Origin of the sequence: Candidatus Corynebacterium faecigallinarum (genome assembly GCF_052264515.1) — a bacterium.
GTDB lineage: Bacteria > Actinomycetota > Actinomycetes > Mycobacteriales > Mycobacteriaceae > Corynebacterium > Corynebacterium faecigallinarum.
In genome coordinates this window covers 1-25240 of sequence record NZ_JBQQOC010000003.1, presented here as the reverse complement: position 1 = coordinate 25240, position 25240 = coordinate 1, and the positions used below count along the sequence as shown (strand labels likewise).

Sequence of the window (25240 nt, the reverse complement as noted above, 5' to 3'; positions counted from 1 at the left end):
CTCCCCACTCCTGCACGCACCTGCCCAGCAGCCTTCCTTTCACCGTCACAGTTAGAGGGAACCCACATACATGTCCCATTCCACGGCCAGTCACCTCCCCGGGGAGTCCGGTGCCTCACGTGCCGGACTCCCGGGGGGTGGTGGCATCAACGGCACCGATGACACCGGTGGCACCGGTACCCCCGGGCCCGGTGCGCCTGCCGCCACCGACCCCGGTGGAAACAGTCAGGTCGAGACCCGGGTCAAGAAGCGCCCGGGGGACCGGATCTTCGAGTACCTGTCCACCGGTGCCGCCGTCCTGATCACGGTGCTGATCGGCGCGATCGGCCTCTTCCTGGTCATCCGCGCCGTGCCGGCCCTGTCCCGACAGCGCGACGGTCTGCTGAGCTTCTTCACCTACGACGGCCGTTGGGACCTCAACTACACCTCCAACGACGGTGGGTGGATGCAGTTCGGCATCCCGAACCTCTTCTTCACCACCGTCATGGTGTCGCTGCTGGCACTGATCATCGCCATGCCCATCGCCCTGGGTGTCGCGATCTTCCTGTCGAACTACTGCCCGAAGCGGGCGGTGCGCCCGCTCGGCTTCATCGTCGACCTGCTCGCCGCCGTCCCGTCGATCGTCTTCGGCATCTGGGGCATGCAGGTCCTGGGCCCAGCCCTCGGCGGATTCTACGAATGGCTGGTGGGCTGGGGCGGAGGCTTCATCCTCTTCGACTGGCAGCAGGGTTCCTCACCGGCGTTCTCGACCAGCCGCAACATCTTCACCGGTGGCGTCGTCCTGGCGATCATGATCCTGCCGATCATCGCGGCGACCACCCGTGAGGTCTTCGTCCAGACCCCGCGTGGCCACATCGAGGCCGCGCTGGCCCTCGGCGCGACCCGCTGGGAGGTCGTGCGGATGACGGTGCTTCCTTTCGGACGCTCCGGCTACATCTCCGGTGCAATGCTCGGCCTCGGCCGTGCACTGGGTGAGACGATGGCGCTCTACATGGTCATCGCGTCCTCACCCGGGTTCCGGGGATCCCTGATGGACGGTGGCACCACCTTCGCCACCGCCATCGCCAACGCCGCCCCCGAGTTCAACGACGACACGAAGGCCGGTGCCTACATCGCCGCCGGCCTGGTGCTGTTCCTGCTGACCTTCCTGGTCAACGCAGCAGCCCGCGCAGTCGTCAAAAACAAGAAGTAGGAGATCGGACAGGATCATGACGACAACCTCCCACGATCTCGAGAATCGTCCCCACTCCGCACTCGCCGAGAGCGGCTTCAGCGACATCTCCACCTCCCGCAAGGCGCGCAACGGCCTCGCCACCGTGGTGGTCTACCTGACCATGGGCATCGCCGTCCTACCGCTGGTGTGGGTGCTGTGGGTGCTCATCCAGAAGGGGCTGCCCGTCATGCTCTCCGCCGACTGGTGGGTGTACGACATGGCCGGGCAGCTGTCCAACATCCCCGGCGGCGGCATCAGCCACGCCATCATCGGAACCCTGGTCCAGGCGTTGGTCACCACCCTGATCTCGGTGCCGATCGGTGTGCTCGTCGCGATCTACCTGGTGGAGTACTCCCGCGGTGGATTCCTGGGGCGCATCACCACCTTCATGGTGGACATCCTCACCGGTATCCCCTCGATCGTCGCCGCACTGTTCGTCTACGCCCTGTGGATCAGCATGTTCGGGTTCCAGCGTTCCGGCCTCGCGGTGTCCCTGGCACTGGTGCTGCTGATGATCCCGGTGATCGTCCGCAACACCGAGGAGATGTTGCGCATCGTCCCCATGGATCTGCGTGAGGCCGCCTACGCCCTCGGCGTACCGAAATGGAAGACGATCGTGCGGATCGTCCTGCCGACCGCCCTGTCCGGCATCGTCACCGGTGTGATGCTGGCCGTGGCCCGCATCATGGGTGAGTCCGCCCCGGTGCTCGTCCTGGTCGGTGCCTCGCCGGTGATCAACTGGAATGTCTTCTCCGGCAGCCAGAATTCACTGCCTCTGTTCATGCTGGAGATGTACAAGCTGCAGGCCAACCCGGAGGTGCTCGCCCGCCTGTGGGGTGCGGCGCTGACCCTGGTGCTCATCATCGCTGCGCTGAACATCGGTGCCCGACTCATCTCCGCCAAGTTCTCCGTCAAGGCTGACTAGGGCCGTCTAGGGCTGACTAGAGCCAGAATAAGGAATCACAACCATGGCCAAACGACTCGACCTCAAAGACGTCGACATCTTCTACGGGGACTTCCACGCCGTCCAGAACGTGAACCTGGCGGTCCCGCCCCGGTCCGTGACTGCTTTCATCGGTCCGTCCGGTTGCGGCAAGTCCACCGTCCTGCGCACCTTGAACCGCATGCACGAGGTCATCCCTGGTGCGTACGTCAAGGGACAGGTCCTCCTGGACGGTGAGGACATCTACGGACACCACGTCGATCCCGTCGCCGTGCGCAACACCATCGGCATGGTGTTCCAGAAGGCCAACCCGTTCCCCACGATGTCGATCGAGGAGAACGTCATCGCCGGCCTGAAGCTCTCCGGGGAGAGGAACAAGAAGAAGCTGCGTGAGGTGGCCGAAAAGTCACTGCGCTCGGCGAACCTCTGGGAAGAGGTCAAGGACCGTCTCGACAAGCCCGGTGGTGGACTGTCCGGCGGTCAGCAGCAGCGTCTGTGCATCGCCCGGGCGATCGCCGTCGAACCGGAGGTGTTGCTGATGGATGAGCCGTGTTCGGCGCTGGACCCCATCTCGACCCTGGCCGTGGAGGACCTGATCCACGAGCTGAAGGAGGAGTTCACGATCGTGATCGTGACCCACAACATGCAGCAGGCCGCGCGCGTCTCCGACCAGACCGCCTTCTACTCGCTGGAGGCCACCGGCAGGCCCGGACAGCTGGTCGAGGTCGGGCCCACGAGGAAGATCTTCGAGAGGCCGTCCCTCAAGGAGACCGAGGACTACATTTCAGGACGCTTCGGCTGACGTTCCACCACCCACCCCCGCTCAGTTTTCGTGCCACACTGGTGGCAGGAGAAAGGAGTCCCACATGGGTAGTCCCGTACACATCGTGTTGATGGGGGTGAGCGGCAGCGGCAAGGGGCCGCTCGCCGAGGAACTGCAGCGGCGCACCGGGTACACCGCGGCAACAGCCGCCGACCTGCAGCCGGAGGAGGTGCGCGATAAGATCGCGCAGGGGGGCTTCCTGACACCGGAGGACCGCCTGCCGTGGGCCTGGGCGATCCGGGACTGGATGGACGCCGCGGCGACCAAGGGGGAGTCGACCGTGGTGGTCAGCCTGGGGCTGGGGCGCCGGGCGCGGGACATCTTCCGCGAGGCCGAAGGGTTCGTGTTCTTCGTGCACGTGCACGGCACCGAAGACGTCATCCGGGAACGTGTCCTACGACGGACCGGTGAGGAACCGGATCCGGAGGTGCTGCGCGCCCAGTACGCTGAGTTGGAACGCCTGCGGGCCGATGAGTACGGCGTCCGACTCGACGCCACCCAGCCACCCGAGGTGTTGGCGGACGCGGCGCTGGTGTCGCTCGAGGTCACCCGGCGGGGTGCCGCGGACGCGGACAACTAGCGCCGCGGACGGGGGATCAGAACGAGTCTGACCCGTAACGGCGACGAATCTCGTCGAACTGCTCGCGCATGGTCTCCTGCTGCTCTTCGCTGCGGCGGGAGACCTCGTACTCGGCAGGCTGCATACCTGTGGCCAGGTACACCACCCGGGTACCGATGTTGACGGCGTGGTCGGAGTAGCGCTCGAAGTAGCGGGACAGCAGGGTGACATCCACCGCGGCGGAGACCGGGTAAGGCCATTCCTTCTTCCCGGTGAGGTGGAACATGTGCTCGTGGAGGTCGTCGACGGCATCGTCGTCGAGGGCGAGCTCCATGGCCTTCTCCGGGTCGTAGGTCACCAGGACGTCGTGCAGTTTCTCGCCGATGTCGTCGACCAGGCGGGCCATCTCACGGAAGTAGGGCTCGGTGGTCTCGGGGACGGCCGAGTCCGGGTGGCGACGGCGTGAGGTGCGCGCGATGTGCACCGCGAGGGTGGCCATGCGGGCCAGGTCCTCGACGATGTATGTACCGGACACGACCTGGCGCAGATCACGGGCCACCGGGCCCTCGAGGGCCAGCAGTTCGAAGGAGCGGGCCTCGGCCCGCTTACGGAGCTCCTCGACTTCGTCGATGGAGCTGAGGACTTTCTCGGCCACTTCGATGTCCTGCTCGAACAGGGCAACGCAGGCCGATGACATCATCTGACGGACCGTGTCGGCCATGAGCGCCAGTTCATGGGCGAAGATCCGCATCTGTTCCTGGTACACAGTGCGCATGCGGGCAAGTGTACGGCCCCCACGAAGGTTTCGCCCGATAAGTTCCGTGAAGTTCCTCAGCCGCCGTTGTTGGCGGCGTCCTCGGTCTCCGGGACGTGGGCGAGGTCGGCCTCGGGATCGTCCAACCAGCCGTCCGGCAGTGCCACCTTGCCGGGGGAACCCTGCCGGCCGCGGGCACCGTCGGCGTCGACGGCGCGGGCGTCCGACCCCCACATCGGGTCGAGGACCGCGCGCAGTGAGGTGAGGTCGGTGATCTGGCTGAGCTGACGGCGGATCTCCCCACCGGCCGGGAAGCCACGCATGTACCACGCCATGTGCTTGCGCATCTCCCGCACGCCGTACTCCTCACCCTCGTGGGCGGACAGCAGTTCAGCGTGGCGCATGATGATCCGGCAGACCTCGGCCAGGGTCGGTTCCTCGGGGACCGGTAGGCCGCGCAGGTGGGCGGAGAGCTCGGCGAACAGCCAGGGGCGGCCCAGGCAGCCACGTCCGACGACCACGCCGTCGCAACCGGTGTGCTCCATCATCGCCGCGGCGTCCGAGGCCTTGAAGATGTCACCGTTGCCCAGTACCGGCACCCCGGTGCCGTCCATGTGCTCCACCAGGCGGGCGATCTGGTCCCAGTCGGCGGTGCCGGAGTAGCGCTGGGCGGCGGTACGCCCGTGGCAGGCGACGGCGGCCGCGCCCTCGGCAGCGGCGATGCGTCCGGCATCGAGGTGGGTGTGGTGCTCGTCGTCGATGCCGACGCGGAACTTCACGGTGACCGGGATGGCGCGCTCGCCGCCGGAGCGTCCGGCATCCTCCACACCCTTGACCGCCGCGGCGACGATCGAGGAGTAGAGCCGACGCTTGAACGGCAGGGCGGAACCACCCCCACGGCGGGTGACCTTGGGCACCGGGCAACCGAAGTTCATGTCGATGTGGTCGGCGAGGTCCTCCTCGGCGATCATCCGGGCCGCCCGGTAGGTGTACTCCGGGTCGGTGGTGTAAAGCTGTAGGCTGCGCGGATCCTCGTCGGCGGCGAAGGTGGTCATGTGCAGCGTCTTGGGGTTGCGCTCGACCAGGGCGCGGGCGGTGACCATCTCGCAGACGTACAGTCCGGCGACGCTGCCCATGCGCTCGCGCTCCTGCTCCCGGCACAGGGTGCGGAAGGCGACGTTGGTGACCCCGGCCATCGGGGCGAGGACGACGGGGGAGTCCAGGTGGAAACGCCCGATGGACAGCGCGCTGTTCTGGGCGCTGTTCTGGGCGCTGCCCTGGATGGCGGCCGGTGCGGAAATGGTACTCACGGTGTCTGATTCTCACACTGCGGGACGGTGCAGTACAACGTGGGCGTCAGAGACATGGCACACCCAGACGGAGGTGATCTGTAGCGGACTCTCTACACTCGGGTGTGGGCGGTCACACCCGAAGGGCCGCCGGCTATGTCAGTAGCAGGGTCACTGTGCTATCAATGGTGGCAGGGATCACGTTTGGACAAGAAACAAATTGTGATATTTACAGACATAACACCGAACCACCGGGAATCACAGAGGAGATAGAGTGTCTGAGCGCATCGCCCACAGCGGTCTGAAGTCCAAGGTCATGACTGCCGAGGAGGCCGCCGAGTTCGTCAACAACGGCGACAAGGTCGGTACCTCCGGCTTCACCGGCGCCGGTTACCCCAAGGCGCTTCCCACTGCCATCGCGAACCGGGCGAAGGCCGCCCACGACCGCGGTGACGAGTTCCAGATCGAGCTGTTCACCGGTGCCTCCACCGCCGTCGACGAGGACGGCGTGCTGGCAGAGGCCGACGCCATCAGCTTCCGCGCCCCGTACAACTCCGATCCGGTGCTGCGTAACAAGATCAACGCCGGCGAGGTGCGTTACTGGGACATCCACCTGTCCCACCTGGGCAAGCAGGTCCAGGAGGGCTTCTTCGGTAAGTTCAACGTCGCCATCATCGAGGCCATCTGCATCCGTGAGGACGGATCCGTCGTCCCGTCCTCCGCCGTCGGCTGCAACCTCGAGTTCGTCGAGGCCGCAGACAAGGTGATCATCGAGGTCAACGAGTGGCAGTCCCGCGACCTCGAGGGCATGCACGACCTCTACAACATCGAGCCGATCGGACAGCGCACCCCGATCCAGATCACCAAGCCCGGCGACCGCATCGGTTCCACCGCGATGGAGATCGACCCGGAGAAGATCGTCGCGATCGTCGAGACCGACGCCGCCGACCGCAACGCCCCCTTCACCCCGGCCGACGAGACCTCCAAGAAGATCGCCGGCTACTTCCTCGACTTCCTCGAGGGTGAGGTCGCCGCCGGTCGCCTGGCCTACGACGGCTACATCATGCAGTCCGGTGTCGGTAACGTCCCGAACGCCGTGATGGCCGGCCTGCTGGACTCCAAGTTCGAGAACATCCAGGCCTACACAGAGGTCATCCAGGACGGCATGGTCGACCTGATCGACGCCGGCAAGATGACCGTCGCCTCGGCGACCTCCTTCTCGCTGTCCCCGGAGTACGCCGAGAAGATGAACGCGGAGGCCGCCAAGTACCGCGATAGCATCATCCTGCGTCCGCAGCAGGTCTCCAACCACCCGGAGGTCATCCGTCGACTCGGCCTGATCGCCACCAACGGCATGATCGAGGCCGACATCTACGGCAACATCAACTCCACCAACGTCTCCGGCTCCCGTGTGATGAACGGTATCGGTGGCTCGGGTGACTTCACCCGTAACGCCTTCATCTCCTCCTTCATCAGCCCCTCGGTGGCCAAGGGCGGCGACATCTCCGCGGTCGTCCCCTTTGCCTCGCACATCGACCACCACGAGCACGACGCCATGGTCGTCATCACCGAGAACGGCTACGCCGACCTGCGTGGCCTGGCGCCGCGTGACCGCGTGAAGAAGATGATCTCCATCGCCCACCCGTCCTACCAGCCGCTGCTGGAGGAGTACGTCGAGGCCGCGTCGAAGGGTAAGTTCCACCAGACCCCGCACGACCTGGCCAAGGCCTTCGAGTTCCACACCCGGTTCCTCGAGACCGGCTCGATGCACAAGTAGGTCGCTGGTCGGCCTAAACCAGCAACACGCGGCCCCGCCCCGGTCTATCGCACCTGGGCGGGGCTGATCTTTTTTGGGGAAACTCTCTGAACTGCGCAAACTCAGGCTCCTCCGTGGCGGGCGGTTCGCGGAGGTGCGAAAGCCCGGGCGGAGACGGGTTGGGGACCGATATGGGAGGGTGTATTGCCGTTGTCTGGGGGGCGTGGGATAGAATTCTCCCCGTGCTCGCCGGATGGCTTCCCGCCTTCTGTGAGTATGTGGGCCTTTAGCTCAGTTGGTAGAGCTACGGACTTTTAATCCGCAGGTCGTGGGTTCGAGCCCCACAGGGCCCACAAGTCACCCCCGGTACCTGTCCACGGTGCCGGGGGTTGCCTCTATCTCGCTGCGCTGCCGCAGGTTATGGGTTAATGGTCAGAATGTGTGTCTACTGCGGGCGTGTCACCGGCCGACCCCCCACTCTCTGGACCCCGGCGGACTTCACTGGATCGTCGGTGATGGCACGGTGATACTCGCCCGCTCATCTGCGGCGGGAGGGCTGTCGGGCACGCATGCGGGTGGTGTTTTGTCACGTACCCTGGGCGAATAGCCGTCCGGGAGCTATTATCCTGTCTTTTCGCCGGGGTGATCTGCTGCGCAGTGCGGAACCCGGACACACATTCTGACCATTAACCCCAGGTTGTTACGCCGAGTCCACACATTGCCCGATCCGTGACGCGGAAGGACGGAAAAGTGAACTCGGCGCCACGGTGCACAAGGACGCCCCGGTCGGAACAGGCCGGGGCGCCCGTCACCTCTCGATCGGCGAGTGTTCACGAGACGATGCGGAGCTCGAGAATCAGGCCGGGGGAACCCCGCCATGGGGCGGCAGCGAGCCGACCCGCTCGATGCCCTGTGGCATCAGGATGTAGTACGACGATGACTCGCCACTCGGGGCGGCATTCGAGTCACCGGGCAGCAGGTAGCGGTAGTTGACCTTGATCATGTTATCCGCGACCCGCTCCGTGGTCTGGTACGGGTAGGCCTCCGGGGTCGTCGTGCCGATGTACTTCGAACCGGCGAACAGCGCGACCTGGCGCGGTGAGGAACCGGTGGCGGCGGTCACGTCCAGCGTGATGGCCGACAGTGGCTTCGAAGAATCATAGTCCCGGGTCTCGGCGCCGAGGTGGGTCCACGGACTGTGGTCCGGGAGGTCCGGGGTCACTGCGGCGGCGTACCAGGCGGCCTGCTCGGGGGAGCGGACCGGTTCGGAGGTGTCCTGCTTCGGCGGGCTGGCCACGTCTGCGGCACTGGTGGAGGCGGCGACACCTGCCCCGCCGAAGGCGAGCAGGGTGGCGGTGGTCAGTGCAAGGGCACGCGAGCGGTGGCTCTTCGTCCGTGGTGTGGTGGTGCGGGGGTTCATGGTGAGACTCCTTTCCGTCGACAGGTCGACGAGTGGTGTCTGTGATGTTGAGCCTTGCACCCTTAGCGACCGAGTGCGCCCGGGAGAGTGTTACATCTCACACGTCGGATGCAGGTTGTGCAGGGTTCTGCGGTGGTCGCCTGATTCGGTGGGACGTTCCCGCAGTGCGGTACGCGGAGTACCCGCTGTGCGATGGCCCGGAGGGTGGCGTCGGCCCCCGGTCGGGTCATGCGGTGCGCCCAGGACGCGGCCACGGGGGTGTGGATTGTCCCGTCTGGTGAGAATCAAACGTCCGCCGATTGGGATTTCTGTGGTCGAACCACTAGAACTAGGAGGACGCCTTATTCATGAGAGGAACGCAGACATGACCGACTCCCCGGAGCAGACGCCGGCACAGTCCACGAAAAAGAAGCATCCGACCGCGAAAGAGGCTGACCGCTCGGCGGCCATCGCCGTCACCGCCTTCCCGGTATTCATCCTGGCCGGCACGGTCCTCGCCTTCTTCTTCCCCGCGCCGTTCCAGCCGCTGACCGACTACATCAACATCTTCCTGATGATCATCATGTTCGCGATGGGGCTCACGCTGACCATCCCGGACTTCAGGATGATCGCGAAGCGACCCGTCCCGGTCATCATCGGCGTGGTCGCCCAGTTCGTGATCATGCCGCTCCTCGCGATCTTCGTCGCCTGGGTGCTGGGTCTGAACCCGGCGCTGGCGGTCGGCCTGCTGATGCTCGGCTCGGTCCCCGGCGGAACCTCCTCCAACGTGATCACCTTCCTGTCGAAGGGCGATGTCGCCCTGTCGGTGGCGATGACCAGCGTGTCCACCCTGATCTCGCCGATCATGGCTCCCGCCCTGATGCTGCTGCTCGCCGACACCCGCACCGACGTCGACGGCTGGGGGATGGCGGTGTCTCTGGTCCAGACCGTGCTGCTGCCGGTCATCGGTGGCCTGGTGATCAGGACGGTCGTCGCCAACAAGTACCTCGACCCGATCATGCCTGTCCTGCCGTGGCTGTCGATCCTGGGCATCGGCGGCGTGGTGTTCCCTGCCGTCGCCAACAGTGCCGACCTGCTGGCCAGCGTGGGCCTCATCGTCTTCGTTGCCGTGCTGATGCACAACGTCCTGGGCTACGTCCTGGGCTACTTTGCCGGGCGTCTCTTCCGCCTGCCGGAGAAGGCCAACCGCACCATGGCCGTGGAGATCGGCACCCAGTCGGCCGGTCTCGCCTCCGGTATGGCCGGACGCTTCTTCAGCCCCGAGGCCGCTCTGCCAGGTGCGGTTGCTGCGGTGATCCACAACATCACCGGTGCGGTGTACTCCGCGATCGTCCGAAACCGGGCGCTGCCGGAGGACAAGTCCGCCGCGGACGCCTCCGGGGACGCTGCGGAAGACTCCCCCGTTAAGGTGTAGAACGGCCGTCTCGTGTCCGGACGCGCTGCTAGCGTGGGGACAATGACGGCCACACCCGAACGACCGGTGTTCTTCGTCTCCGACAGCACCGGAATCACCGCGGAGACCCTGGGGAACGCCCTGCTGGCGCAGTTCCCCGCCACCCGGTTCAGCCGGCGCGTCCTGCCGTTCGTGGACAGCGTCGACCTCGCCCGCCGGGCGGTGGAGGAGATCGCCTCCGTCGCAGACCGCGAACCGATCGTCTTCCTCACCGTCGGTGACGTCAATGTCGCCGCCGAGATGGGTGCCGCCCCCGGCGAGGTCATCGACCTGCTCGTCGGCCACCTCTCCCGGCTGGAGCAGGTCCTCGGGACCCGCCGCACCGCCGACTCCACCGCCTACCACCGGGTGGGGGACCCGGACCGCTACCACGACCGTATCAACGCCGTGGAATACACCATCGAGCATGACGACGCCGCCTCGCTGCGCCGCATCGACATCGCCGACCTGGTCATCATCGCCCCGTCGCGCTGCGGTAAAACCCCCACCGCGATGTACCTGGCCCTGCAGTACGGTCTGCGCGTGGCCAACTACCCACTCACCGAGGACGACACCCCCGGGCAGCTGCCGGGCGCGCTGACCGGGCTCGAGGGGCGTCTCTTCGGGCTCACCACCAGCGCCCAGCGGCTCAGTCAGATCCGCAGCGAGCGAAGACCAGGCAGCAGCTACGCCAGCCTGGCTCGCTGTCGGAACGAACTGCGGGACGCCGAGAACCTCTACCGGCGTCACCGCATCCCCTACGTCGACTCCCATGCCATGAGCGTGGAGGAGATGGCCAGCACCATTTTGGCCACCATGAACCTGCGAAACACCTGAAACCACCGCCCCAGAGAAACCGCCCCGCGCGAAAGGACCACACCCATGTCCACCCCTGACTCCCAACGCACCGTCATTCCCTTCACCGAGCTCGGCATGGACGACGTCCCCCAGGTCGGCGGCAAGAACGCCTCCCTGGGTGAGATGGTCGTCAACCTCGCTGACGCCGGCGTCCGCGTCCCCGGCGGTTTCGCCACCACCGCGGATGCCTACCGGGAGTTCCTCGCCGTCAACGGACTCGACGAGAAGATCAAGGACACCCTGTCCGACCTCGACCTCCAGGACGTCCGGGAGCTCGCAGTCCGCGGTACGCAGATCCGTCAGTGGATCCTGGACCAGCCCTTCCCGCAGTCTCTGGAGCGCGACATCCGCGACGCCTATGACGCACTCGTCGCCGGCGACAGTCACCCCGAGGAGGTGACCTGGGCGGTCCGGTCATCCGCGACCGCCGAGGACCTGCCGGAAGCCTCCTTCGCCGGCCAGCAGGAGACCTACCTCAACATCGGCGGCATCGACAATGTGCTCGAGGCCGTCCGCCACGTCTTCGCCTCCCTCTACAACGACCGGGCGATCTCCTACCGCGACCACCACGGCTTCGCCCACGACGAGGTCGCCCTGTCCGCCGGCGTGCAGCGCATGGTGCGCAGCGACATCGGTGCGTCCGGCGTGATGTTTACCGTGGACACCGAGTCCGGTTTCGACCGGGCGGTGTTCATCACCTCCGCCTACGGCCTCGGCGAGGCCGTGGTGCAGGGTGCTGTGAACCCGGACGAGTTCTACGTCTCCAAACCCGCCATCGCAGACGGCAGGACAGGTCGGGACGCCATCCTGTCGCGCACCGTCGGCGGCAAGGCCGTCGCCATGCGCTACGCCGAGGGCTCCGGTGTCGACTCCGCCACCCGGTGGGAGGACATCAGGGAGGACGACCGTGCGAAGTTCTCCATCACCGACGAGGAGGTCACCGAACTGGCCCGCCACGCCGTGGCCATCGAGGAGCACTACGGCCGGCCGATGGATATCGAGTGGGGACGCGACGGACTCGACGGCCAGCTCTACATCCTGCAGGCCCGCCCGGAGACCGTGGTCTTCCGTCGCGGCGCCGGGGAGGACGGGGGCCAGGTGCTGACCCGGTTCGAGATCGACCGGGCCGGTGCCGACGCCGCCGAGGTGCTCGCCGAAGGCCGCTCCATCGGCCAGCGCATCGGTGCCGGCCCGGTGCGCGTGCTGCGCTCGATCAAGGACATGGACCGCATGCAGACCGGAGATGTGCTGGTCGCCGAGATCACCGACCCGGACTGGGAACCGATCATGAAGCGTGCCTCGGCGATCATCACCGAACGTGGTGGACGTACCTGCCACGCCGCCATCATCGCCCGCGAACTGGGTGTCCCGGCGATCGTCGGCACCGGCAACGCCACCTCGGTGCTGCCCGACAGTGAGCAGGTCACCGTCTCCTGTGCCGAGGGTGACACCGGACGGGTCTACCGCGGTGCGGTCGACTTCGAGGAGAAGGAGACCCGGCTGGACGCCATGCCGGAGATCCCGGTGAAGCTGATGATGAACGTCGCCACCCCGGACCAGGCATTCGCCTTCTCCCACCTGCCGAACAGTGGTGTGGGGCTGGCGCGCATGGAGTTCATCATCAACCGGCAGATCGGTGTGCACCCCAAGGCGCTGCTGGAACGCGACTCACTGGATCCGGAGCTGCAGGCCGAGGTGGACGCAGCCCGGGCGGCATACCCGAGTCCCGAAGAGTTCTTCATCCAGCGCGTGGTCGAGGGCGTGTCGACGATCGCGGCGGCGTTCGACCCCAAGCCGGTGATCGTGCGGCTGTCGGACTTCAAGACCAACGAATACGCCAACCTCATCGCCGGTGAACGATACGAGCCGAACGAGGAGAACCCGATGCTCGGCTACCGGGGTGCCGCCCGGTACGTCTCCGATGAGTTCCGCGACTGCTTCGCCCTGGAGTGTGAGGCTCTGCGCCGGGTGCGTGACGACATGGGTCTGACCAATGTGCGGGTCATGGTGCCGTTCGTGCGCACCATCCCGGAGCTGCAGGACGTCCTGGAGGTCATGGCGTCCCACGGACTGGAGCGGGGGAAGAACGGCCTGCAGGTGGTGATGATGTGCGAGGTGCCGTCGAATTATCTGCTGGCCGAGGAGTTCCTCGAGCACGTGGACGGCTTCTCCATCGGCTCCAACGACATGACCCAGCTGGTGCTGGGCGTGGACCGCGACTCCGACCTGGTCGCCCACGACTTCGACGAGCGCGACCCCGCGGTGCTGAAGGTCATCGGCTCGGTGGTGCGGACCTGTGTGGAACTGGGTAAGTACGTCGGCATCTGTGGTCAGGGGCCGTCGGACCATCCGGACCTGGCGCAGTGGCTGGTGGAGCAGGGCATCGAGTCGATGTCGCTGACCCCGGACACCGTGGTGAAGACCTGGCTGTCGCTGGCAGGGGAGGAGTAGGCAACCCAACGGGGCGAACCGGGAGGTCCGGCGCGCGCACGGGTACGCCCATGCGTATACTGAATGGGACGGTCCTGTGGCGGTCGCCACAGGTAGCTCCTCACATTGATCTCTCTCCAGGAGGACCTTTCCATGAAGCTCAACGACGAAACCTCAGACGCAGTAGCCGTCCGACTCCGACGCGCCCGCGGGCAGCTCGAAGGCGTCATCGCCATGATCGAGAACGGCCGGGAGTGCGATGAGATCGTCACCCAGCTCGCCGCCGTGTCCCGTGCCGTGGGCCGCGCCGGGGTGAAGGCGATCTCCGGTGGGATGCTCGACTGCGCCCACGCCGAGCCGGAGGAAGTCCCGGAGGACTGGCAGGAACAGATGGAGAAGCTCTTCCTCTCCCTGTCCTGACAGCAGCGTCGTGGAGTCGTGGAAGCCCCCAAGCCACGGCTCCTGCAGTGGGGTCTCCACCGCCCGCTACTATCGGACCCTGTGATCCGCACGCTGCTCATCGACAACCACGACTCCTTCACCTGGAACCTCGTCCACGACCTGACCAGGGTGAACGGGGTCGCCCCGGTGGTCCTCCCCAACGACTGGGACCAGTGGGGGGAACAGGGCGCGGACCTGCTCGACCACATCGACAATGTGGTGATCTCTCCCGGCCCCGGCACCCCGGTCAACCCCGTCGACGTCGGTATCGCCCCGGCGGTCATCGCCGCCGCGGTCGAGAAGCACATCCCGGTGCTGGGCATCTGTCTCGGACACCAGCTCATCGCCCATCTGTACGGCGCCACAGTGGGCCCGGCCACCGAACCGGTTCACGGCCGGATCTTCCCGGTCACCCACGACGGCTCCGGGGTCTTCGCCGGCATCCCCTCACCTTTCGAGGTGGTCCGCTACCACTCCCTGGCCGTCAGTGACCTCCCGGCGACCGTCCACGTCGACGCGACCACCGCCGACGGCACGGTCATGGGTATCAGCGTGCCCGGGGCACTGCTGTGGGGGGTGCAGTTCCACCCCGAATCGGTGAAGACGAACCACGGCAGGGAACTGCTGGCCAACTTCGCCCAGCTCACCCGCGACTCCGGACGGGTGCGTCACGTCCGCGACCACGTCCTCGACCTGGGGGACCGGCAGGAGATTGACACCCGGGAGTTCTCCGAGGACCTCTTCCGCAGTCTTTTCGAAGCAGACGGCACCTCCGCTGCCGCCCGCCACGCCGTCTGGCTCGACGGCAACCGCACCGGGGATCCGCGTGCCCGGTTCACCGTGATGGGCGCGGCGGACGGCCGCAATGCCGGACCATCGGCGGCGGTGGCGACCGCCGACGTCGCCGCAGGTACGGTGACGGTCACCCGCCGCGAGGGCGCCGAGGTGATCGAGCAGGACGTCCTGACCTGGTTGAAGGACGATCTGGCGCGGTGGAACATCCGCGGTGGAGGACTCTCGGACGACCTGGAAGACCTGGCAGACCTGGCAGACCTGGCAGACCTGGCAGACCTGGCGGACCTGGCTGGGAAGGGGGACCGGCCGACGTCCTGCGGCTTCCGACTGGGGTGGGTGGGTTACCTGGGCTACGGGGTGAAGGCGCAGTGTTCCCGTGGTGAGGGTGCGGCGAATACGCATCCGTCGACGACGCCGGACGCCGGGTTCGTCTTCCTCGACCGGGCGGTGGTGATCGACCACGAGCGCGGTGAGGCACATCTGCTGACCCTCGATCATCCACGAGACCCGGAGACTGCCCGATGGGCGGCGGCGGGGGAGGACGCCTGGCGGGAACGCACTGCGGCGCTGATCCGGCGGTTGCTCACTGCCGAAGGGCGCGACGACGCTCCTGGTACACCCGACGAACCTGTTACGTCCGGAATGTTCGGCGAGTCCGGCACCGGGTTGCAGGTCGCCCTGCACGACCGGGCGGAGTACACCGCGAAAGTCCGGCAGATCCAGCAGTGGATCCGCGAGGGCGAGACCTACGAGGCCTGCCTGACCACCACGCTGGAGGCTGTCCCACCTGCGGCTGCCGACGGCCCCGACACTCTCGGTCTGTACCGCCGGCTGCGCCGCGACAACCCCGCACCCTTCGCGTCCTACCTCCGGCTGCCTGGGGCGACGGTGATGTCGACCTCACCGGAACGATTCCTGAGCGTCGACACCGCCGGCACGGTGACGTCCTCACCGATCAAGGGCACCCGGCCGGTCGGGGATGACGCCGCCGCCGACCAGCTCATCCGCGCCGAGCTGCAGAACAGCGAAAAGGACCGCGCCGAGAACCTGATGATCGTCGACCTGGTCCGGCACGACCTGGGTCGGGTCGCCGCGCCGGGCAGTGTCGCGGTTCCGGAGCTGTTCAGTGTGGAGAGTTATGCGACGGTCCACCAACTGGTCAGCACCGTCACCGCCACCCTCGACGCGGAATCCACCGGGGTGGACGCCGTGCGCGCCGCCTTCCCGCCCGGCTCGATGACCGGGGCGCCGAAGGAACGCACCATGCGCCTGCTGGAGGAGTTGGAGGACGGACCGCGCGGTGTCTACAGCGGGGCGGTCGGCTACTTCTCGTTGGACGGTGCGGTGGACCTGTCCGTGGTGATCCGCACGCTTGTGGCTGAGACAGGCGGGGTGGCTGAGACAGGCGGTACCGATGGCACAGGTGACTCACCGCGCTTCACCTACGGCGTCGGCGGGGCGGTGGTGACCCAGTCGGACCCGGACGCCGAGTACGACGAGACCGTGGTGAAGGCCACCCCACTGCTGCGGCTGCGGTGACGCTAGGCTCAGAAGGCATGAATGGTGATGACATCCGTGCCGCCTACGACTCCGTCCGCGCGGAGGTGGACGCGGCCGCCCGGGCAGCAGGGCGCGACCCGTCCGAGGTCCGCCTGTTGCCGGTGAGCAAGACTGTGCCGGTGGACCGGCTGAGACCGGCGGTCGAGGCTGGCCTGACCGAACTGGCCGAGAACAAGCCGCAGGAGGTCGGACGCAAGGCCGGCGAGATGGCTGACCTCCCGGTGCGGTGGGTGGCGATCGGCCACCTACAGACGAACAAGGCGAAGATCATCGCCGAGCACGCCGATGAGTTCCAGGCGTTGGACTCGGTGCGTCTGACTCAGGCCCTGCAGCGCCGGTTGGAGACCGCCGACCGGCACCTGGACGTCCTGATCCAGGTCAACACCTCCGGCGAGGAGGCGAAGACCGGTGCCTCGCCGGGCGACGTCGGGCAGATCCTGGAGGTTGCGGCGTCCTGCGACCGTCTGCGGGTGCGCGGGTTCATGACCGTGGCGACCAATACCGACGATGAGGCGGAGGTGCGACGCTGTTTCGCCCAGCTGCGAGGGATCCTGGACGCTGCGCGGGAGGACGCGGTGGTCGACCCGGAACTGCTCACCGAGCTGTCGATGGGTATGTCCGGGGACTATGCGATCGCCGTGGCCGAAGGTGCGACCTGCGTGCGCGTCGGGACGGCAATTTTCGGAGCCCGGGACTACGCCTGAGAGCCCTCTTGAGGCCAGAGGTATACATAGTGTGACCTGGAATTTTATCCCCGTGTTGGCGATTTGGGGTTGCGTGCTTTATTGTTAACACCGCTGCCGAACGGAAACGAACACGTGTCGTTCCGGTAGAGGTAGGGCTCCCATCGTCTAGTGGCCTAGGACTCCGCCCTTTCACGGCGGCAACACGGGTTCGAATCCCGTTGGGAGTACTGCGAGAGCAATCCCGCACAACTCAATATGGCCCTGTGGCGCAGTTGGTTAGCGCGCCGCCCTGTCACGGCGGAGGTCGCGAGTTCAAGTCTCGTCAGGGTCGCATATTCGTACAGCGGGCGCACACCATCACGGTGTGCGCCCGCTGTCGTCGTCTGTGCATACGATGGCGCATATGCGTATCTCATTGCTGGACCGGGCGAACACTCTCGCGGGACGCACCGGCGCCCCCCGGCGAGCTGAGCATTCCGACGCCGCATCCCTGCGAGCAGTCGTCGACCGGGCCCGTCGTGCCGAAGATCTCGGTTACCACCGGTTTCTCGTCGCTGAGCACCATGGCGTGCCTGGTATCGCCGGCAGTGCGCCGAGTGTCCTGACGGCGGCGGTCGGCCAGGCGACGTCCACGATCCGGATCGGTACCGCCGGCATCATGCTGCCGGACCATGTTCCTTTCGTGGTTGCCGAGCAGGTGGCGGTGCTCGCCGCCTTGTTTCCCGGCAGGGTGGACATCGGATTCGGGTCGTCGGTCGGGTTCACTCCCGCAGTGCGTAAGGCCCTGCGCCAGGACGAGGACGCCGCGCAGGCGCGTGAGGGCTACCTGGAGGCGCTCGACGAGGTCCTGGGGTACCTGCGTGGGGCAGCAGAGGTGACATTGCGCCCTGACGTGTCTGCGGCGCAGGAGAAGCCTGGCGTGTTCCTGCTCAGTGGCGGGTCGCCCTCAACCGTCCAGGCGGCCGCTGAGCGCGGCCTCGGGTTGATCCTCGGCGGGCCGGGGACGCAGGACGCAGGGACGGACGCCACCACGGAGGCGCCGATCGTCTCTGCGACGGTGGCGGTCGCGGCGTCCCGCGAGGCGGCCCGCGACCTCGTCCTGCCGGAGGTGTGGGCCCAGGTGATGTCCAGGAGTACCGGTGTCTTCGAGCCGCTGTCGCCGGTGGGGGAGCTTGACGAGGGGCGGTTGACCGGCCAGCAGCGACGGCGGATCCAGCAGGGGGTGGAACGCGCCATCTACGGCACGCAGGAGGAGGTCGCGGCGGTGTTGGGCGGCCTCGAGTCGCAGGGCTTCCCCGAGATCCTGGTGACCGGTGGGATGTCTGATGTGGCGGGACAATGCAACAGCGACGAGCTGCTTTCCGAGCTGGTCGGTACCGGAGCCAGTTAAGTGCTGTGACCTGTTGGTTTGCCGTTTCGCGAGAGCACTGTGTACAGTATGCGTTCGTGCACAGCGCCCGGGTCGGCCCGGGTGGCTACACGAGTTTGGCCCTGTGGCGCAGTTGGTTAGCGCGCCGCCCTGTCACGGCGGAGGTCGCGAGTTCAAGTCTCGTCAGGGTCGCTGGAAAGCTTCATTCCTGGCTTTCATGCCCAGATAGCTCAGTTGGTAGAGCGTACGCCTGAAAAGTGTAAGGTCCCTGGTTCGATCCCTGGTCTGGGCACAGTGAGCACGATCCCCCGGAGAGTTCACCTCTCCGGGGGTTTCCTGCATTCCGGGAGTGGTTGTTCCATGCCGCGACGTGCCCGGCCGCACACGCCGCGCCATGCACCGCGAAGCGCGCCTAGACTGGGGGCCATGAGTACCGGCGACACAGGCGACACGCGCCGTCCAGAGGCCACAGGACGCGACGAGGACCTCACCGTCATCCACGACACCGACCGCGGCAGTTTCGTCCTCGAGGTGGACGGTGAGGTGGCGGGGCACGCGGACTACGTCCAGCTCGGCGACATCCGCGATTTCAACCACACGGTGATCGACCCGTCCTACCGCGGACGTGGCCTATCGGCGCCACTGATCGCCACCGCGCTGGACGCCACCCGCGCCGAGGGCTACGGCGTTGTGCCGTCCTGCTCGGCGGTGGAGGGCTTCATGGCAAAGAACCCCAGCTACACCGATCTGGTGCGCTGAGGTTCCCTTCAGGACGCTGCGATGTCAGGACATCAGATGTTGTTCTGCATGTCGTTGACGTAGCCGGCCGGGTCGACCAACGGGGTGCGCTCGGTGTCCTTGCGGTGGCGGACCTTCGCCGGGGCGCCGATGAGGATCGAGTCCTCCGGGGCGTCCTTGGTGACCACGGAGTTCGCGCCGATCGCCGAGCGGGCACCGATGGTGATCGGGCCCAGGACCTTCGCCCCGGCGCCGACCATGACACCGTCGCCGATGGTGGGGTGGCGCTTGCGCTGCACGAGCTCGGAGCCGCCCAGGGTAACCCCGTGGTACAGCATCACGTCATCGCCGATCTCGGCGGTCTCACCGATGACCACGCCCATGCCGTGGTCGATGAAGAACCGGCGTCCGATCGTGGCACCGGGGTGGATCTCGATGCCGGTGAGGAAACGGCTGAACTGGCTGAGGATGCGGGCCGGGCCCTTCGCGCCGGACGTCCACAACTTGTGCGAGACCCGGTGGGCCCAGATCGCGTGCAGGCCGGAGTAGACGACGGCGTTCTCCAGGTCACCGCGGGCGGCAGGGTCGTGGGTCCGGGCGTTGTCCAGGTCTTCCTTGATGGTGCGCAGCAGACTCACCGCGGCGGTCCTCCTCGGTAGGGAATGGGTCGGGATAGTGGTGGATGTGGTGATTGTGGGGGGGGGGTGTTCGGGATGCGAAAACCCCGGCTCGCCGTGACGACCGCAGATCAGCTCAGATCAGGTCTTCACCTGTCGAGTCTACGGATGCTCACGCCGGCCGGGGTAGACGGTGGGGTGCCGGACGACTAGTCGCGCAGGTCGTCGAACAGCAGGGTGGAGACGTAACGCTCACCGAAGTCGGCGACGACGGCGACGATCAGCTTGCCCTCGTTCTCCGGCTTCTTGGCCTCCTCGACGGCGGCCCAGATGTTGGCACCGGTGGAGATACCGACCAGGATGCCCTCCTTGGCGGCGATCTCGCGAGCGAACTTCACGGAATCCTCGATGGTGGCGTCGTACACCTCGTCGATGATGTCCTTGTCCAGGTTGTCCGGGAAGAAGTTGGTGCCGATGCCCTGGATCTTGTGCGGGCCGAAGCGTCCCTCGGTCAGCAGCGGGGAGTCCTTGGGCTCCACGCCGACGATCTTGACGTCGGAGCTCTGCTCCTTGAGGTACTTGCCGGCGCCGGAGACGGTGCCGCCGGTGCCGATGCCGGCGATGAAGACGTCGACCTCGCCGTCGGTGTCGGCCCAGATCTCCGGGCCGGTGGTCTTGTAGTGGACCTCGGGGTTCGCCGGGTTGGCGAACTGGCGGGCCAGGACGGCGTTGTCGGTGGACTCGACGATCTCGTTGGCCTTGTCGACCGCGCCCTGCATGCCGGCCGGCGGCGGGGTCAGGACGAGCTCGGCGCCGAGGGCGCGCAGCAGGATGCGACGCTCGAGGGACATCGACTCGGGCATGGTCAGGATGACCTTGTAGCCGCGGGCCGCACCGACGGTGGCCAGGGCGATACCGGTGTTGCCGGAGGTGGCCTCGACGATGGTGCCGCCGGGCTTCAGGGAACCGTCCTTCTCGGCGGCGTCGATGATGGCGACACCGATGCGGTCCTTCACGGAGTTCGCCGGGTTGGCGGACTCAAGCTTGACGACCACGTTGCCGGGCAGTCCCTCGGTGAGCTTGTTGAGCTTCACCAGCGGGGTGTTGCCGATGAGGTCTGTGATGTTGTCGTAGATCTTTGCCATGACTCTTGCGGTGGTCCTTTCGTGTCCCTCGCTAGGACAGACCGAGCGGTCTGTCTGGATACCGTGCCCAGTGTACATCAGGCCACCCCCGGACGCCACGGTCTTATGGGACAATGGCCCCCACAGGCGGATACAGAACGGTACACACGATCCTCAATTGAAAGGGCACCAGCAACCCATGGCTTACGAGACCATCATCACCGAGACAGGGGAGGCCGGGTCCGCGACCGCGGCGGTCGCCACCATCACGCTCAACCGTCCAAAGGCGCTCAACGCACTGAACCAGACCGTGATGGAGGAGGTCGTCGCCGCACTGGAGGAGTTCGACGCCGACACCTCGGTCCGGGCGATCGTGATCACCGGTAGTGAGAAGGCTTTCGCCGCCGGTGCCGACATCACCCAGATGAAGGACCAGACCTGGCCCGACATCAAACTCAAGCGGTTCTACGCCCTGTGGGAGCGTGTCGCCCTGGTGCAGACCCCGATCATCACCGCGGTGTCCGGCTACGCTCTCGGCGGCGGCTGCGAGGTGGCGATGATGGGTGACATCATTCTGGCCAGCGAGAAGGCGAAGTTCGGTCAGCCGGAGATCACCCTCGGCGTGATCCCGGGCATGGGCGGCACCCAGCGGCTGACCCGCGCCGTGGGCAAGTACAAGGCGATGGACCTCATCCTCACCGGACGCACCATGGGTGCCGAGGAGGCCGAGCGTGCCGGCCTGGTGTCGCGCGTGCTGCCCGCCGAGGGGTTCCTGGACGCTGTCGCCGAGGTTGCGTCGACCGTGGCGTCCCACTCGGCGGTGGCGCTCGCCGCGGCGACCGAGACGGTGGATGCGGCGCTGAACACCCCACTGAACGAGGGGCTGCGCCAGGAACGCGAGGCGTTCTGGGGCCTGTTCGCCACCGAGGACCAGAAAGAGGGCATGAGCGCCTTCGTCGAGAAGCGCACGCCCGAGTGGAAGCACCGCTGACATGGCGAAATCAGTCAACTACACCAAGTCGGTGGGCCTGCCGGTAGCGCGCGCCCACGCCGTGGTCACCTCCGAGGCCTACCTGCTGACGGTGGACGAGACGTCGGACGGGTCGTCGTCGAACCTGGTGGTCGAGTCGGGGGAACGCACCGTGGAGCCCGACGGCACGGTCAATGCCGCCGTCGTGGCCAGCCAGCCGGCCAGCACCTCTGACGATGGCGCGTCAATCCCGGCGATGAGCGTGGAGCAGACCACTGTGGTCACCCCGCTGGTCGGCGGCCGGTTCACGGTGAGCTCTGTGACGGCGTTGCCGAAGGGGATGGGGTCCATGACACTGCTCCTGGAGTACCGCGGCGGGCAGGACTCCACGGACGGTCAGGACGCTGTGTCCGACGTTGCGTCCGACGCTGCGTCCGACGCTGCGGCAGTCACCGCCGTCGATGCGACCGTCACCGCCGAGGTCAAGATCCCGCTGCTCGGTGGGAAGCTCGCCGCCAAGCTGCTGGAGAAGTCCGAGGACAGTGTCGACAAGGCGATCAGGCGGGTGAACCGGCTCAGCGGGGAGCTGTGAGTCCCATGCCGTGATGCGGTGGGGTCGGCACCGCCCCTGTATGGGCGGTGTCAGGGGTGGGACCGGGGCAGATGAATGTCCGGTTGTGTGGAGGTTGTCTGCGGCCGCCCCTGACCTGCAGGGGGGACGTGGGGGGAATAGGACGGGGCGCGGGGGGTAGGGTGACTGGTCCGTTTTTCCGCCGGTGATGTCCGGTCCGTCCGGTCGATATCGGCTGATCAGATTGATCCGCAGGTCAGCGCAGGTCAGCATAGGTCACCCGGGGGAGTCGTCGGGGCTGGGGCTGTGACGCCGGCCACCAGATTTTGGGGGTAGTGAGACCGTTCCCTATACTCGTCACCAGAGAGCCCACCTCCCCCGAACTCGGGTGTTCCCTTTTCGGGGGTGAGAACAGATCGCCAAGAGAAAGGTGCACCGTGGAGCAGCAACGTCACCGCGATGACGAAGATGCCATCCGATCAGCACTTTCAGCCCTGAAGAACGCGACCGGAATCCCGGTCACGATGTTCGGAACCTGTCAGCAAGACGGCCGAATGGTGATCAACCAGTGGGTGGGGCTGCGCACACCGGCACTGAACAACCTGGTGGTCGAATCCGGCCAGGGTGTCGGTGGACGAGTCATGGCCACCCGCCGCCCTGTCGGTGTCTCGGACTATGCCCGTGCCAAGTCGATCTCGCACGAGTACGACCGTCCGATCCGGGATGAGGGCCTGCACTCCATCGTCGCCGTTCCGGTGATCGTGGGCCGCGACATGCGCGGCGTCCTGTACGCCGGCGTGCACTCCCCGGTGCGGATGGGGGACAAGGTACTCGAGGAAGTCACCATGACCGCCCGCGTGCTCGAGCAGGATCTGGCGGTGAACGCGGCAACCCGTCGGGGGGACGGGCCGAGCCGGGACGCTGCGGCCAAGCCGGTGCGTTCCATGTCCGGTGCCGAATGGGAGCAGGTCCGGGCAACACACTCCCGGCTGCGGATGTTGGCCAACCGGGTGGCTGACGAGGAGATCCGCCGTGATCTCGAGGTCCTCTGCGACCAGATGGTCAGCCCGGTGCGGGTCAAGCAGACGACGAAGCTCTCCGCCCGTGAACTGGACGTGCTGGCGTGCGTGGCCCTGGGGCACACCAATGTCGAGGCGGCCGAGGAGATGGGGATCGGTGCGGAGACCGTGAAGAGCTACCTCCGTTCGGTGATGCGCAAGTTGGGGGCCCACACTCGTTACGAGGCGGTCAATGCCGCCCGTCGCATCGGCGCACTGCCCTGATCGCCGGTAGGCTGGCCCCCGTGAAAGATCATTTCCTGGTGACCGGCGGAGCCCGGCTTGTTGGCTCAGTCAAGGTCGACGGTGCAAAAAACAGTGTCCTGAAACTGATGTCCGCGGCATTGCTCGCTGAGGGGACCACCGTTCTGCGGAACTGCCCCGACATCGCCGACGTCCCCTATATGGCCGACGTGCTCCGCGGACTCGGCTGCGAGGTCGAACTCGACAACGGCACGGCGACCATCCACACCCCGGCGGAGATCTCCTCGAACGCCGACATCGACGCGGTGCGTCAGTTCCGCGCCTCGGTCTGTGTGCTCGGTCCGCTCACCGCACGCTGTCACCATGCGGTGGTCGCTCTGCCGGGTGGGGACGCCATCGGCAGCCGTCCGCTGGACATGCACCAGTCAGGGCTGGAGAAGCTCGGCGCCCGGACGCGTATCGAGCACGGTTGTGTCGTCGCCGAAGCGGACGAACTGACCGGGGCCTCGATCATGCTGGACTTCCCGTCCGTCGGCGCCACGGAGAACATCCTCATGGCCGCGGTGCTCGCCGAGGGGACGACGGTACTGGACAATGCGGCACGGGAGCCCGAGATCGTCGACCTGTGCAATATGCTCCGCGTGATGGGGGCGAACCTCGAGGGGGAGGGGAGCAACACCATCACCGTGACCGGGGTTCCGAAGCTCAACCCGGTGGAGCATGAGGTCGTCGGTGACCGGATCGTCGCCGGCACATGGGCCTACGCTGCGGCGATGACGCAGGGTGACATCACCGTCGGTGGTATCAACCCGGAGCACCTGCACCTGGTGCTGGAGAAGTTGAAGCTGACCGGTGCATCGGTGGAGACCTATCCGACCGGGTTCCGGGTGATCCAGGAGCAGCGTGCCACGGCGGTGGATTACCAGACGCTGCCTTTCCCCGGCTTCCCCACGGACCTTCAGCCGCTGGCCATCGCTTTGTGCGCGGTGAGCGAGGGGCTGAGTGTGATCACCGAGAACATCTTCGAGTCCCGGTTCCGCTTCGTCGACGAGATGACGCGCCTGGGTGCGGACACCCACATCGACGGGCACCATGTCAGCCTGCGGGGCGTGGAGCAGTTGAGCTCTGCACCGGTGTGGTCCTCGGACATCCGGGCCGGCGCGGGCCTGGTCTTCGCCGGCCTGTGTGCTGACGGAGTGACGCAGGTCAACGACGTCTACCACATCGACCGGGGTTACCCGGGGTTCGTCGAGCAGCTCGTGGAGCTCGGGGCGACGGTGGAGCGGGTCAGCGAATAGTCCGGGTTCGGGCACCTTCGGCAACGAATAGTGACGGTGGAGCTGGGTCGGCGATGAGCACGGCTCGGGGATCCCGATCAACCTCGTGACATGGGGAGTTGTGGCTTATCGGGGCCCTGTGTAGATTAGTCCGAGTCAGAGCGACCGGCCAGCCGGGACTCAGGTTCTTACTGGGGCGGACGTTGTGTGACATTCTGCATGATCCTTTGACGGGTCGACTACGTCGATCGTGAGCGTGACCAGCTGGTTTGCTAATCAGCCGGGATGTGCGTAGGGTTCATGTTCTGCCGAGATGACGCACCTCCATGTTGGGAGGTGTGCGAAGTCTGGCT

The 25240-nt window shown here is 66.5% G+C and carries 22 protein-coding genes and 5 tRNA genes; 22 read left to right on the top strand and 5 right to left on the bottom strand.

Translation table 11 applies throughout. The annotated features are described in order from the left end of the window. The first annotated feature begins 70 nt into the window (after window positions 1-70). The 4 genes from pstC (at window position 71) to ACTXPP_RS02120 (ending at window position 3559) form a co-directional block, all read left to right on the top strand. On the top strand, window positions 71-1192 hold the full coding sequence (gene pstC, locus ACTXPP_RS02135; protein ID WP_301496890.1) for a phosphate ABC transporter permease subunit PstC: 1122 nt from the start codon (window positions 71-73) through the stop codon (window positions 1190-1192). Window positions 1193-1208: 16 nt separating this feature from the next. Further along, window positions 1209-2138, top strand: coding sequence for a phosphate ABC transporter permease PstA (pstA, locus tag ACTXPP_RS02130; RefSeq protein ID WP_443340652.1), 930 nt, complete (start codon window positions 1209-1211; stop codon window positions 2136-2138). Between the two features lie 43 nt (window positions 2139-2181). Next, window positions 2182-2958: a phosphate ABC transporter ATP-binding protein PstB gene (gene pstB / locus ACTXPP_RS02125; RefSeq protein ID WP_301496894.1), complete on the top strand. Its 777-nt coding sequence runs from the start codon at window positions 2182-2184 to the stop codon at window positions 2956-2958. Window positions 2959-3022: 64 nt separating this feature from the next. Continuing rightward, on the top strand, window positions 3023-3559 hold the full coding sequence (locus ACTXPP_RS02120; protein ID WP_301496896.1) for a gluconokinase: 537 nt from the start codon (window positions 3023-3025) through the stop codon (window positions 3557-3559). A 16-nt stretch (window positions 3560-3575) separates the two neighbouring features. Here the strand turns inward: ACTXPP_RS02120 and phoU are convergent, their stop codons facing one another. Continuing rightward, window positions 3576-4313 (bottom strand): phosphate signaling complex protein PhoU, encoded by a 738-nt coding sequence (gene phoU / locus ACTXPP_RS02115; RefSeq protein WP_301496898.1) that lies wholly within the window; start codon window positions 4311-4313, stop codon window positions 3576-3578. A 56-nt stretch (window positions 4314-4369) separates the two neighbouring features. Next, window positions 4370-5593, bottom strand: a complete 1224-nt coding sequence (dusB, locus tag ACTXPP_RS02110) for a tRNA dihydrouridine synthase DusB (RefSeq protein ID WP_443340780.1) — start codon at window positions 5591-5593, stop codon at window positions 4370-4372. Window positions 5594-5855: 262 nt separating this feature from the next. On the opposite strand from dusB, the gene scpC reads away from it, so the two are divergent. Together scpC and ACTXPP_RS02100 are read left to right on the top strand one after the other, a co-directional pair. Further along, window positions 5856-7358, top strand: a complete 1503-nt coding sequence (gene scpC / locus ACTXPP_RS02105; RefSeq protein ID WP_443340648.1) for a succinyl-CoA:acetate CoA-transferase ScpC — start codon at window positions 5856-5858, stop codon at window positions 7356-7358. Between the two features lie 259 nt (window positions 7359-7617). Beyond that, window positions 7618-7690, top strand: a tRNA-Lys gene (locus tag ACTXPP_RS02100). Window positions 7691-8193: 503 nt separating this feature from the next. Here the strand turns inward: ACTXPP_RS02100 and ACTXPP_RS02095 are convergent. Then, the gene (locus ACTXPP_RS02095; RefSeq protein ID WP_443340646.1) at window positions 8194-8757 is read right to left on the bottom strand and encodes an LppP/LprE family lipoprotein; all 564 of its coding nucleotides are present in this window, start codon (window positions 8755-8757) and stop codon (window positions 8194-8196) included. 364 nt (window positions 8758-9121) lie between these two features. Here ACTXPP_RS02095 and ACTXPP_RS02090 point away from each other — a divergent pair, with 364 nt between their 5' ends. From ACTXPP_RS02090 to ACTXPP_RS02035, 12 genes are all read left to right on the top strand, one after another. After that, a complete protein-coding gene (locus ACTXPP_RS02090; RefSeq protein WP_443340645.1) occupies window positions 9122-10171 on the top strand; it encodes a bile acid:sodium symporter family protein in 1050 nt (349 codons plus the stop codon). Between the two features lie 42 nt (window positions 10172-10213). Continuing rightward, window positions 10214-11026 (top strand): pyruvate, water dikinase regulatory protein, encoded by an 813-nt coding sequence (locus tag ACTXPP_RS02085; RefSeq protein WP_443340643.1) that lies wholly within the window; start codon window positions 10214-10216, stop codon window positions 11024-11026. A 45-nt stretch (window positions 11027-11071) separates the two neighbouring features. Then, window positions 11072-13498, top strand: coding sequence for a phosphoenolpyruvate synthase (ppsA, locus tag ACTXPP_RS02080; protein ID WP_443340641.1), 2427 nt, complete (start codon window positions 11072-11074; stop codon window positions 13496-13498). A 132-nt stretch (window positions 13499-13630) separates the two neighbouring features. Then, window positions 13631-13897 (top strand): metal-sensitive transcriptional regulator, encoded by a 267-nt coding sequence (locus ACTXPP_RS02075; RefSeq protein ID WP_301497752.1) that lies wholly within the window; start codon window positions 13631-13633, stop codon window positions 13895-13897. A gap of 81 nt (window positions 13898-13978) precedes the next feature. Then, window positions 13979-16252 carry an aminodeoxychorismate synthase component I gene (gene pabB / locus ACTXPP_RS02070; RefSeq protein ID WP_443340639.1) on the top strand — a complete coding sequence of 758 codons (2274 nt, stop codon included), beginning with the start codon at window positions 13979-13981 and terminating at the stop codon, window positions 16250-16252. A 17-nt stretch (window positions 16253-16269) separates the two neighbouring features. After that, window positions 16270-16977 carry a YggS family pyridoxal phosphate-dependent enzyme gene (locus ACTXPP_RS02065; protein WP_443340636.1) on the top strand — a complete coding sequence of 236 codons (708 nt, stop codon included), beginning with the start codon at window positions 16270-16272 and terminating at the stop codon, window positions 16975-16977. A gap of 136 nt (window positions 16978-17113) precedes the next feature. Next, window positions 17114-17186, top strand: a tRNA-Glu gene (locus tag ACTXPP_RS02060). 30 nt (window positions 17187-17216) lie between these two features. Then, a tRNA-Asp gene (locus ACTXPP_RS02055) sits at window positions 17217-17290 on the top strand. A 72-nt stretch (window positions 17291-17362) separates the two neighbouring features. Next, window positions 17363-18349: an MsnO8 family LLM class oxidoreductase gene (locus tag ACTXPP_RS02050; protein ID WP_443340635.1), complete on the top strand. Its 987-nt coding sequence runs from the start codon at window positions 17363-17365 to the stop codon at window positions 18347-18349. Between the two features lie 97 nt (window positions 18350-18446). Next, window positions 18447-18520, top strand: a tRNA-Asp gene (locus tag ACTXPP_RS02045). Between the two features lie 27 nt (window positions 18521-18547). Further along, window positions 18548-18620 (top strand) — tRNA-Phe (locus ACTXPP_RS02040). 134 nt (window positions 18621-18754) lie between these two features. Further along, window positions 18755-19087 carry a GNAT family N-acetyltransferase gene (locus tag ACTXPP_RS02035; RefSeq protein WP_301497495.1) on the top strand — a complete coding sequence of 111 codons (333 nt, stop codon included), beginning with the start codon at window positions 18755-18757 and terminating at the stop codon, window positions 19085-19087. Between the two features lie 32 nt (window positions 19088-19119). Here ACTXPP_RS02035 and epsC read toward each other — a convergent pair whose 3' ends face one another. Continuing rightward, a complete protein-coding gene (epsC, locus tag ACTXPP_RS02030; RefSeq protein ID WP_301497493.1) occupies window positions 19120-19704 on the bottom strand; it encodes a serine O-acetyltransferase EpsC in 585 nt (194 codons plus the stop codon). A 188-nt stretch (window positions 19705-19892) separates the two neighbouring features. After that, window positions 19893-20828 (bottom strand): cysteine synthase A, encoded by a 936-nt coding sequence (cysK, locus tag ACTXPP_RS02025; protein ID WP_301497491.1) that lies wholly within the window; start codon window positions 20826-20828, stop codon window positions 19893-19895. Window positions 20829-21006: 178 nt separating this feature from the next. On the opposite strand from cysK, the gene ACTXPP_RS02020 reads away from it, so the two are divergent. From ACTXPP_RS02020 to murA, 4 genes are all read left to right on the top strand, one after another. Continuing rightward, window positions 21007-21798 (top strand): enoyl-CoA hydratase-related protein, encoded by a 792-nt coding sequence (locus tag ACTXPP_RS02020; RefSeq protein ID WP_301497489.1) that lies wholly within the window; start codon window positions 21007-21009, stop codon window positions 21796-21798. A 1-nt stretch (window position 21799) separates the two neighbouring features. Next, window positions 21800-22369: a DUF2505 family protein gene (locus ACTXPP_RS02015; RefSeq protein ID WP_443340634.1), complete on the top strand. Its 570-nt coding sequence runs from the start codon at window positions 21800-21802 to the stop codon at window positions 22367-22369. A gap of 416 nt (window positions 22370-22785) precedes the next feature. Further along, window positions 22786-23631 (top strand): acetate metabolism transcriptional regulator RamA, encoded by an 846-nt coding sequence (gene ramA, locus ACTXPP_RS02010; protein ID WP_301498871.1) that lies wholly within the window; start codon window positions 22786-22788, stop codon window positions 23629-23631. Between the two features lie 20 nt (window positions 23632-23651). Further along, complete coding sequence (murA, locus tag ACTXPP_RS02005) at window positions 23652-24908, top strand: UDP-N-acetylglucosamine 1-carboxyvinyltransferase (protein WP_301498873.1); 1257 nt, start codon at window positions 23652-23654, stop codon at window positions 24906-24908. Window positions 24909-25240 lie beyond the last annotated feature (332 nt).

What these genes read in the sequence shown, in the direction of transcription:
- pstC (WP_301496890.1), top strand. Translation starts at nt 71, where the DNA reads ATGTCCCATTCCACGGCCAGTCACCTCCCCGGGGAGTCCGGTGCCTCA.
- pstA (WP_443340652.1), top strand. Translation starts at nt 1,209, where the DNA reads ATGACGACAACCTCCCACGATCTCGAGAATCGTCCCCACTCCGCACTC.
- pstB (WP_301496894.1), top strand. Translation starts at nt 2,182, where the DNA reads ATGGCCAAACGACTCGACCTCAAAGACGTCGACATCTTCTACGGGGAC.
- ACTXPP_RS02120 (WP_301496896.1), top strand. Translation starts at nt 3,023, where the DNA reads ATGGGTAGTCCCGTACACATCGTGTTGATGGGGGTGAGCGGCAGCGGC.
- phoU (WP_301496898.1), bottom strand. Translation starts at nt 4,313, where the DNA reads ATGCGCACTGTGTACCAGGAACAGATGCGGATCTTCGCCCATGAACTG.
- ACTXPP_RS02095 (WP_443340646.1), bottom strand. Translation starts at nt 8,757, where the DNA reads ATGAACCCCCGCACCACCACACCACGGACGAAGAGCCACCGCTCGCGT.
- ACTXPP_RS02090 (WP_443340645.1), top strand. Translation starts at nt 9,122, where the DNA reads ATGACCGACTCCCCGGAGCAGACGCCGGCACAGTCCACGAAAAAGAAG.
- ACTXPP_RS02085 (WP_443340643.1), top strand. Translation starts at nt 10,214, where the DNA reads ATGACGGCCACACCCGAACGACCGGTGTTCTTCGTCTCCGACAGCACC.
- ppsA (WP_443340641.1), top strand. Translation starts at nt 11,072, where the DNA reads ATGTCCACCCCTGACTCCCAACGCACCGTCATTCCCTTCACCGAGCTC.
- ACTXPP_RS02075 (WP_301497752.1), top strand. Translation starts at nt 13,631, where the DNA reads ATGAAGCTCAACGACGAAACCTCAGACGCAGTAGCCGTCCGACTCCGA.
- ACTXPP_RS02065 (WP_443340636.1), top strand. Translation starts at nt 16,270, where the DNA reads ATGAATGGTGATGACATCCGTGCCGCCTACGACTCCGTCCGCGCGGAG.
- ACTXPP_RS02050 (WP_443340635.1), top strand. Translation starts at nt 17,363, where the DNA reads ATGCGTATCTCATTGCTGGACCGGGCGAACACTCTCGCGGGACGCACC.
- ACTXPP_RS02035 (WP_301497495.1), top strand. Translation starts at nt 18,755, where the DNA reads ATGAGTACCGGCGACACAGGCGACACGCGCCGTCCAGAGGCCACAGGA.
- cysK (WP_301497491.1), bottom strand. Translation starts at nt 20,828, where the DNA reads ATGGCAAAGATCTACGACAACATCACAGACCTCATCGGCAACACCCCG.
- ACTXPP_RS02020 (WP_301497489.1), top strand. Translation starts at nt 21,007, where the DNA reads ATGGCTTACGAGACCATCATCACCGAGACAGGGGAGGCCGGGTCCGCG.
- ACTXPP_RS02015 (WP_443340634.1), top strand. Translation starts at nt 21,800, where the DNA reads ATGGCGAAATCAGTCAACTACACCAAGTCGGTGGGCCTGCCGGTAGCG.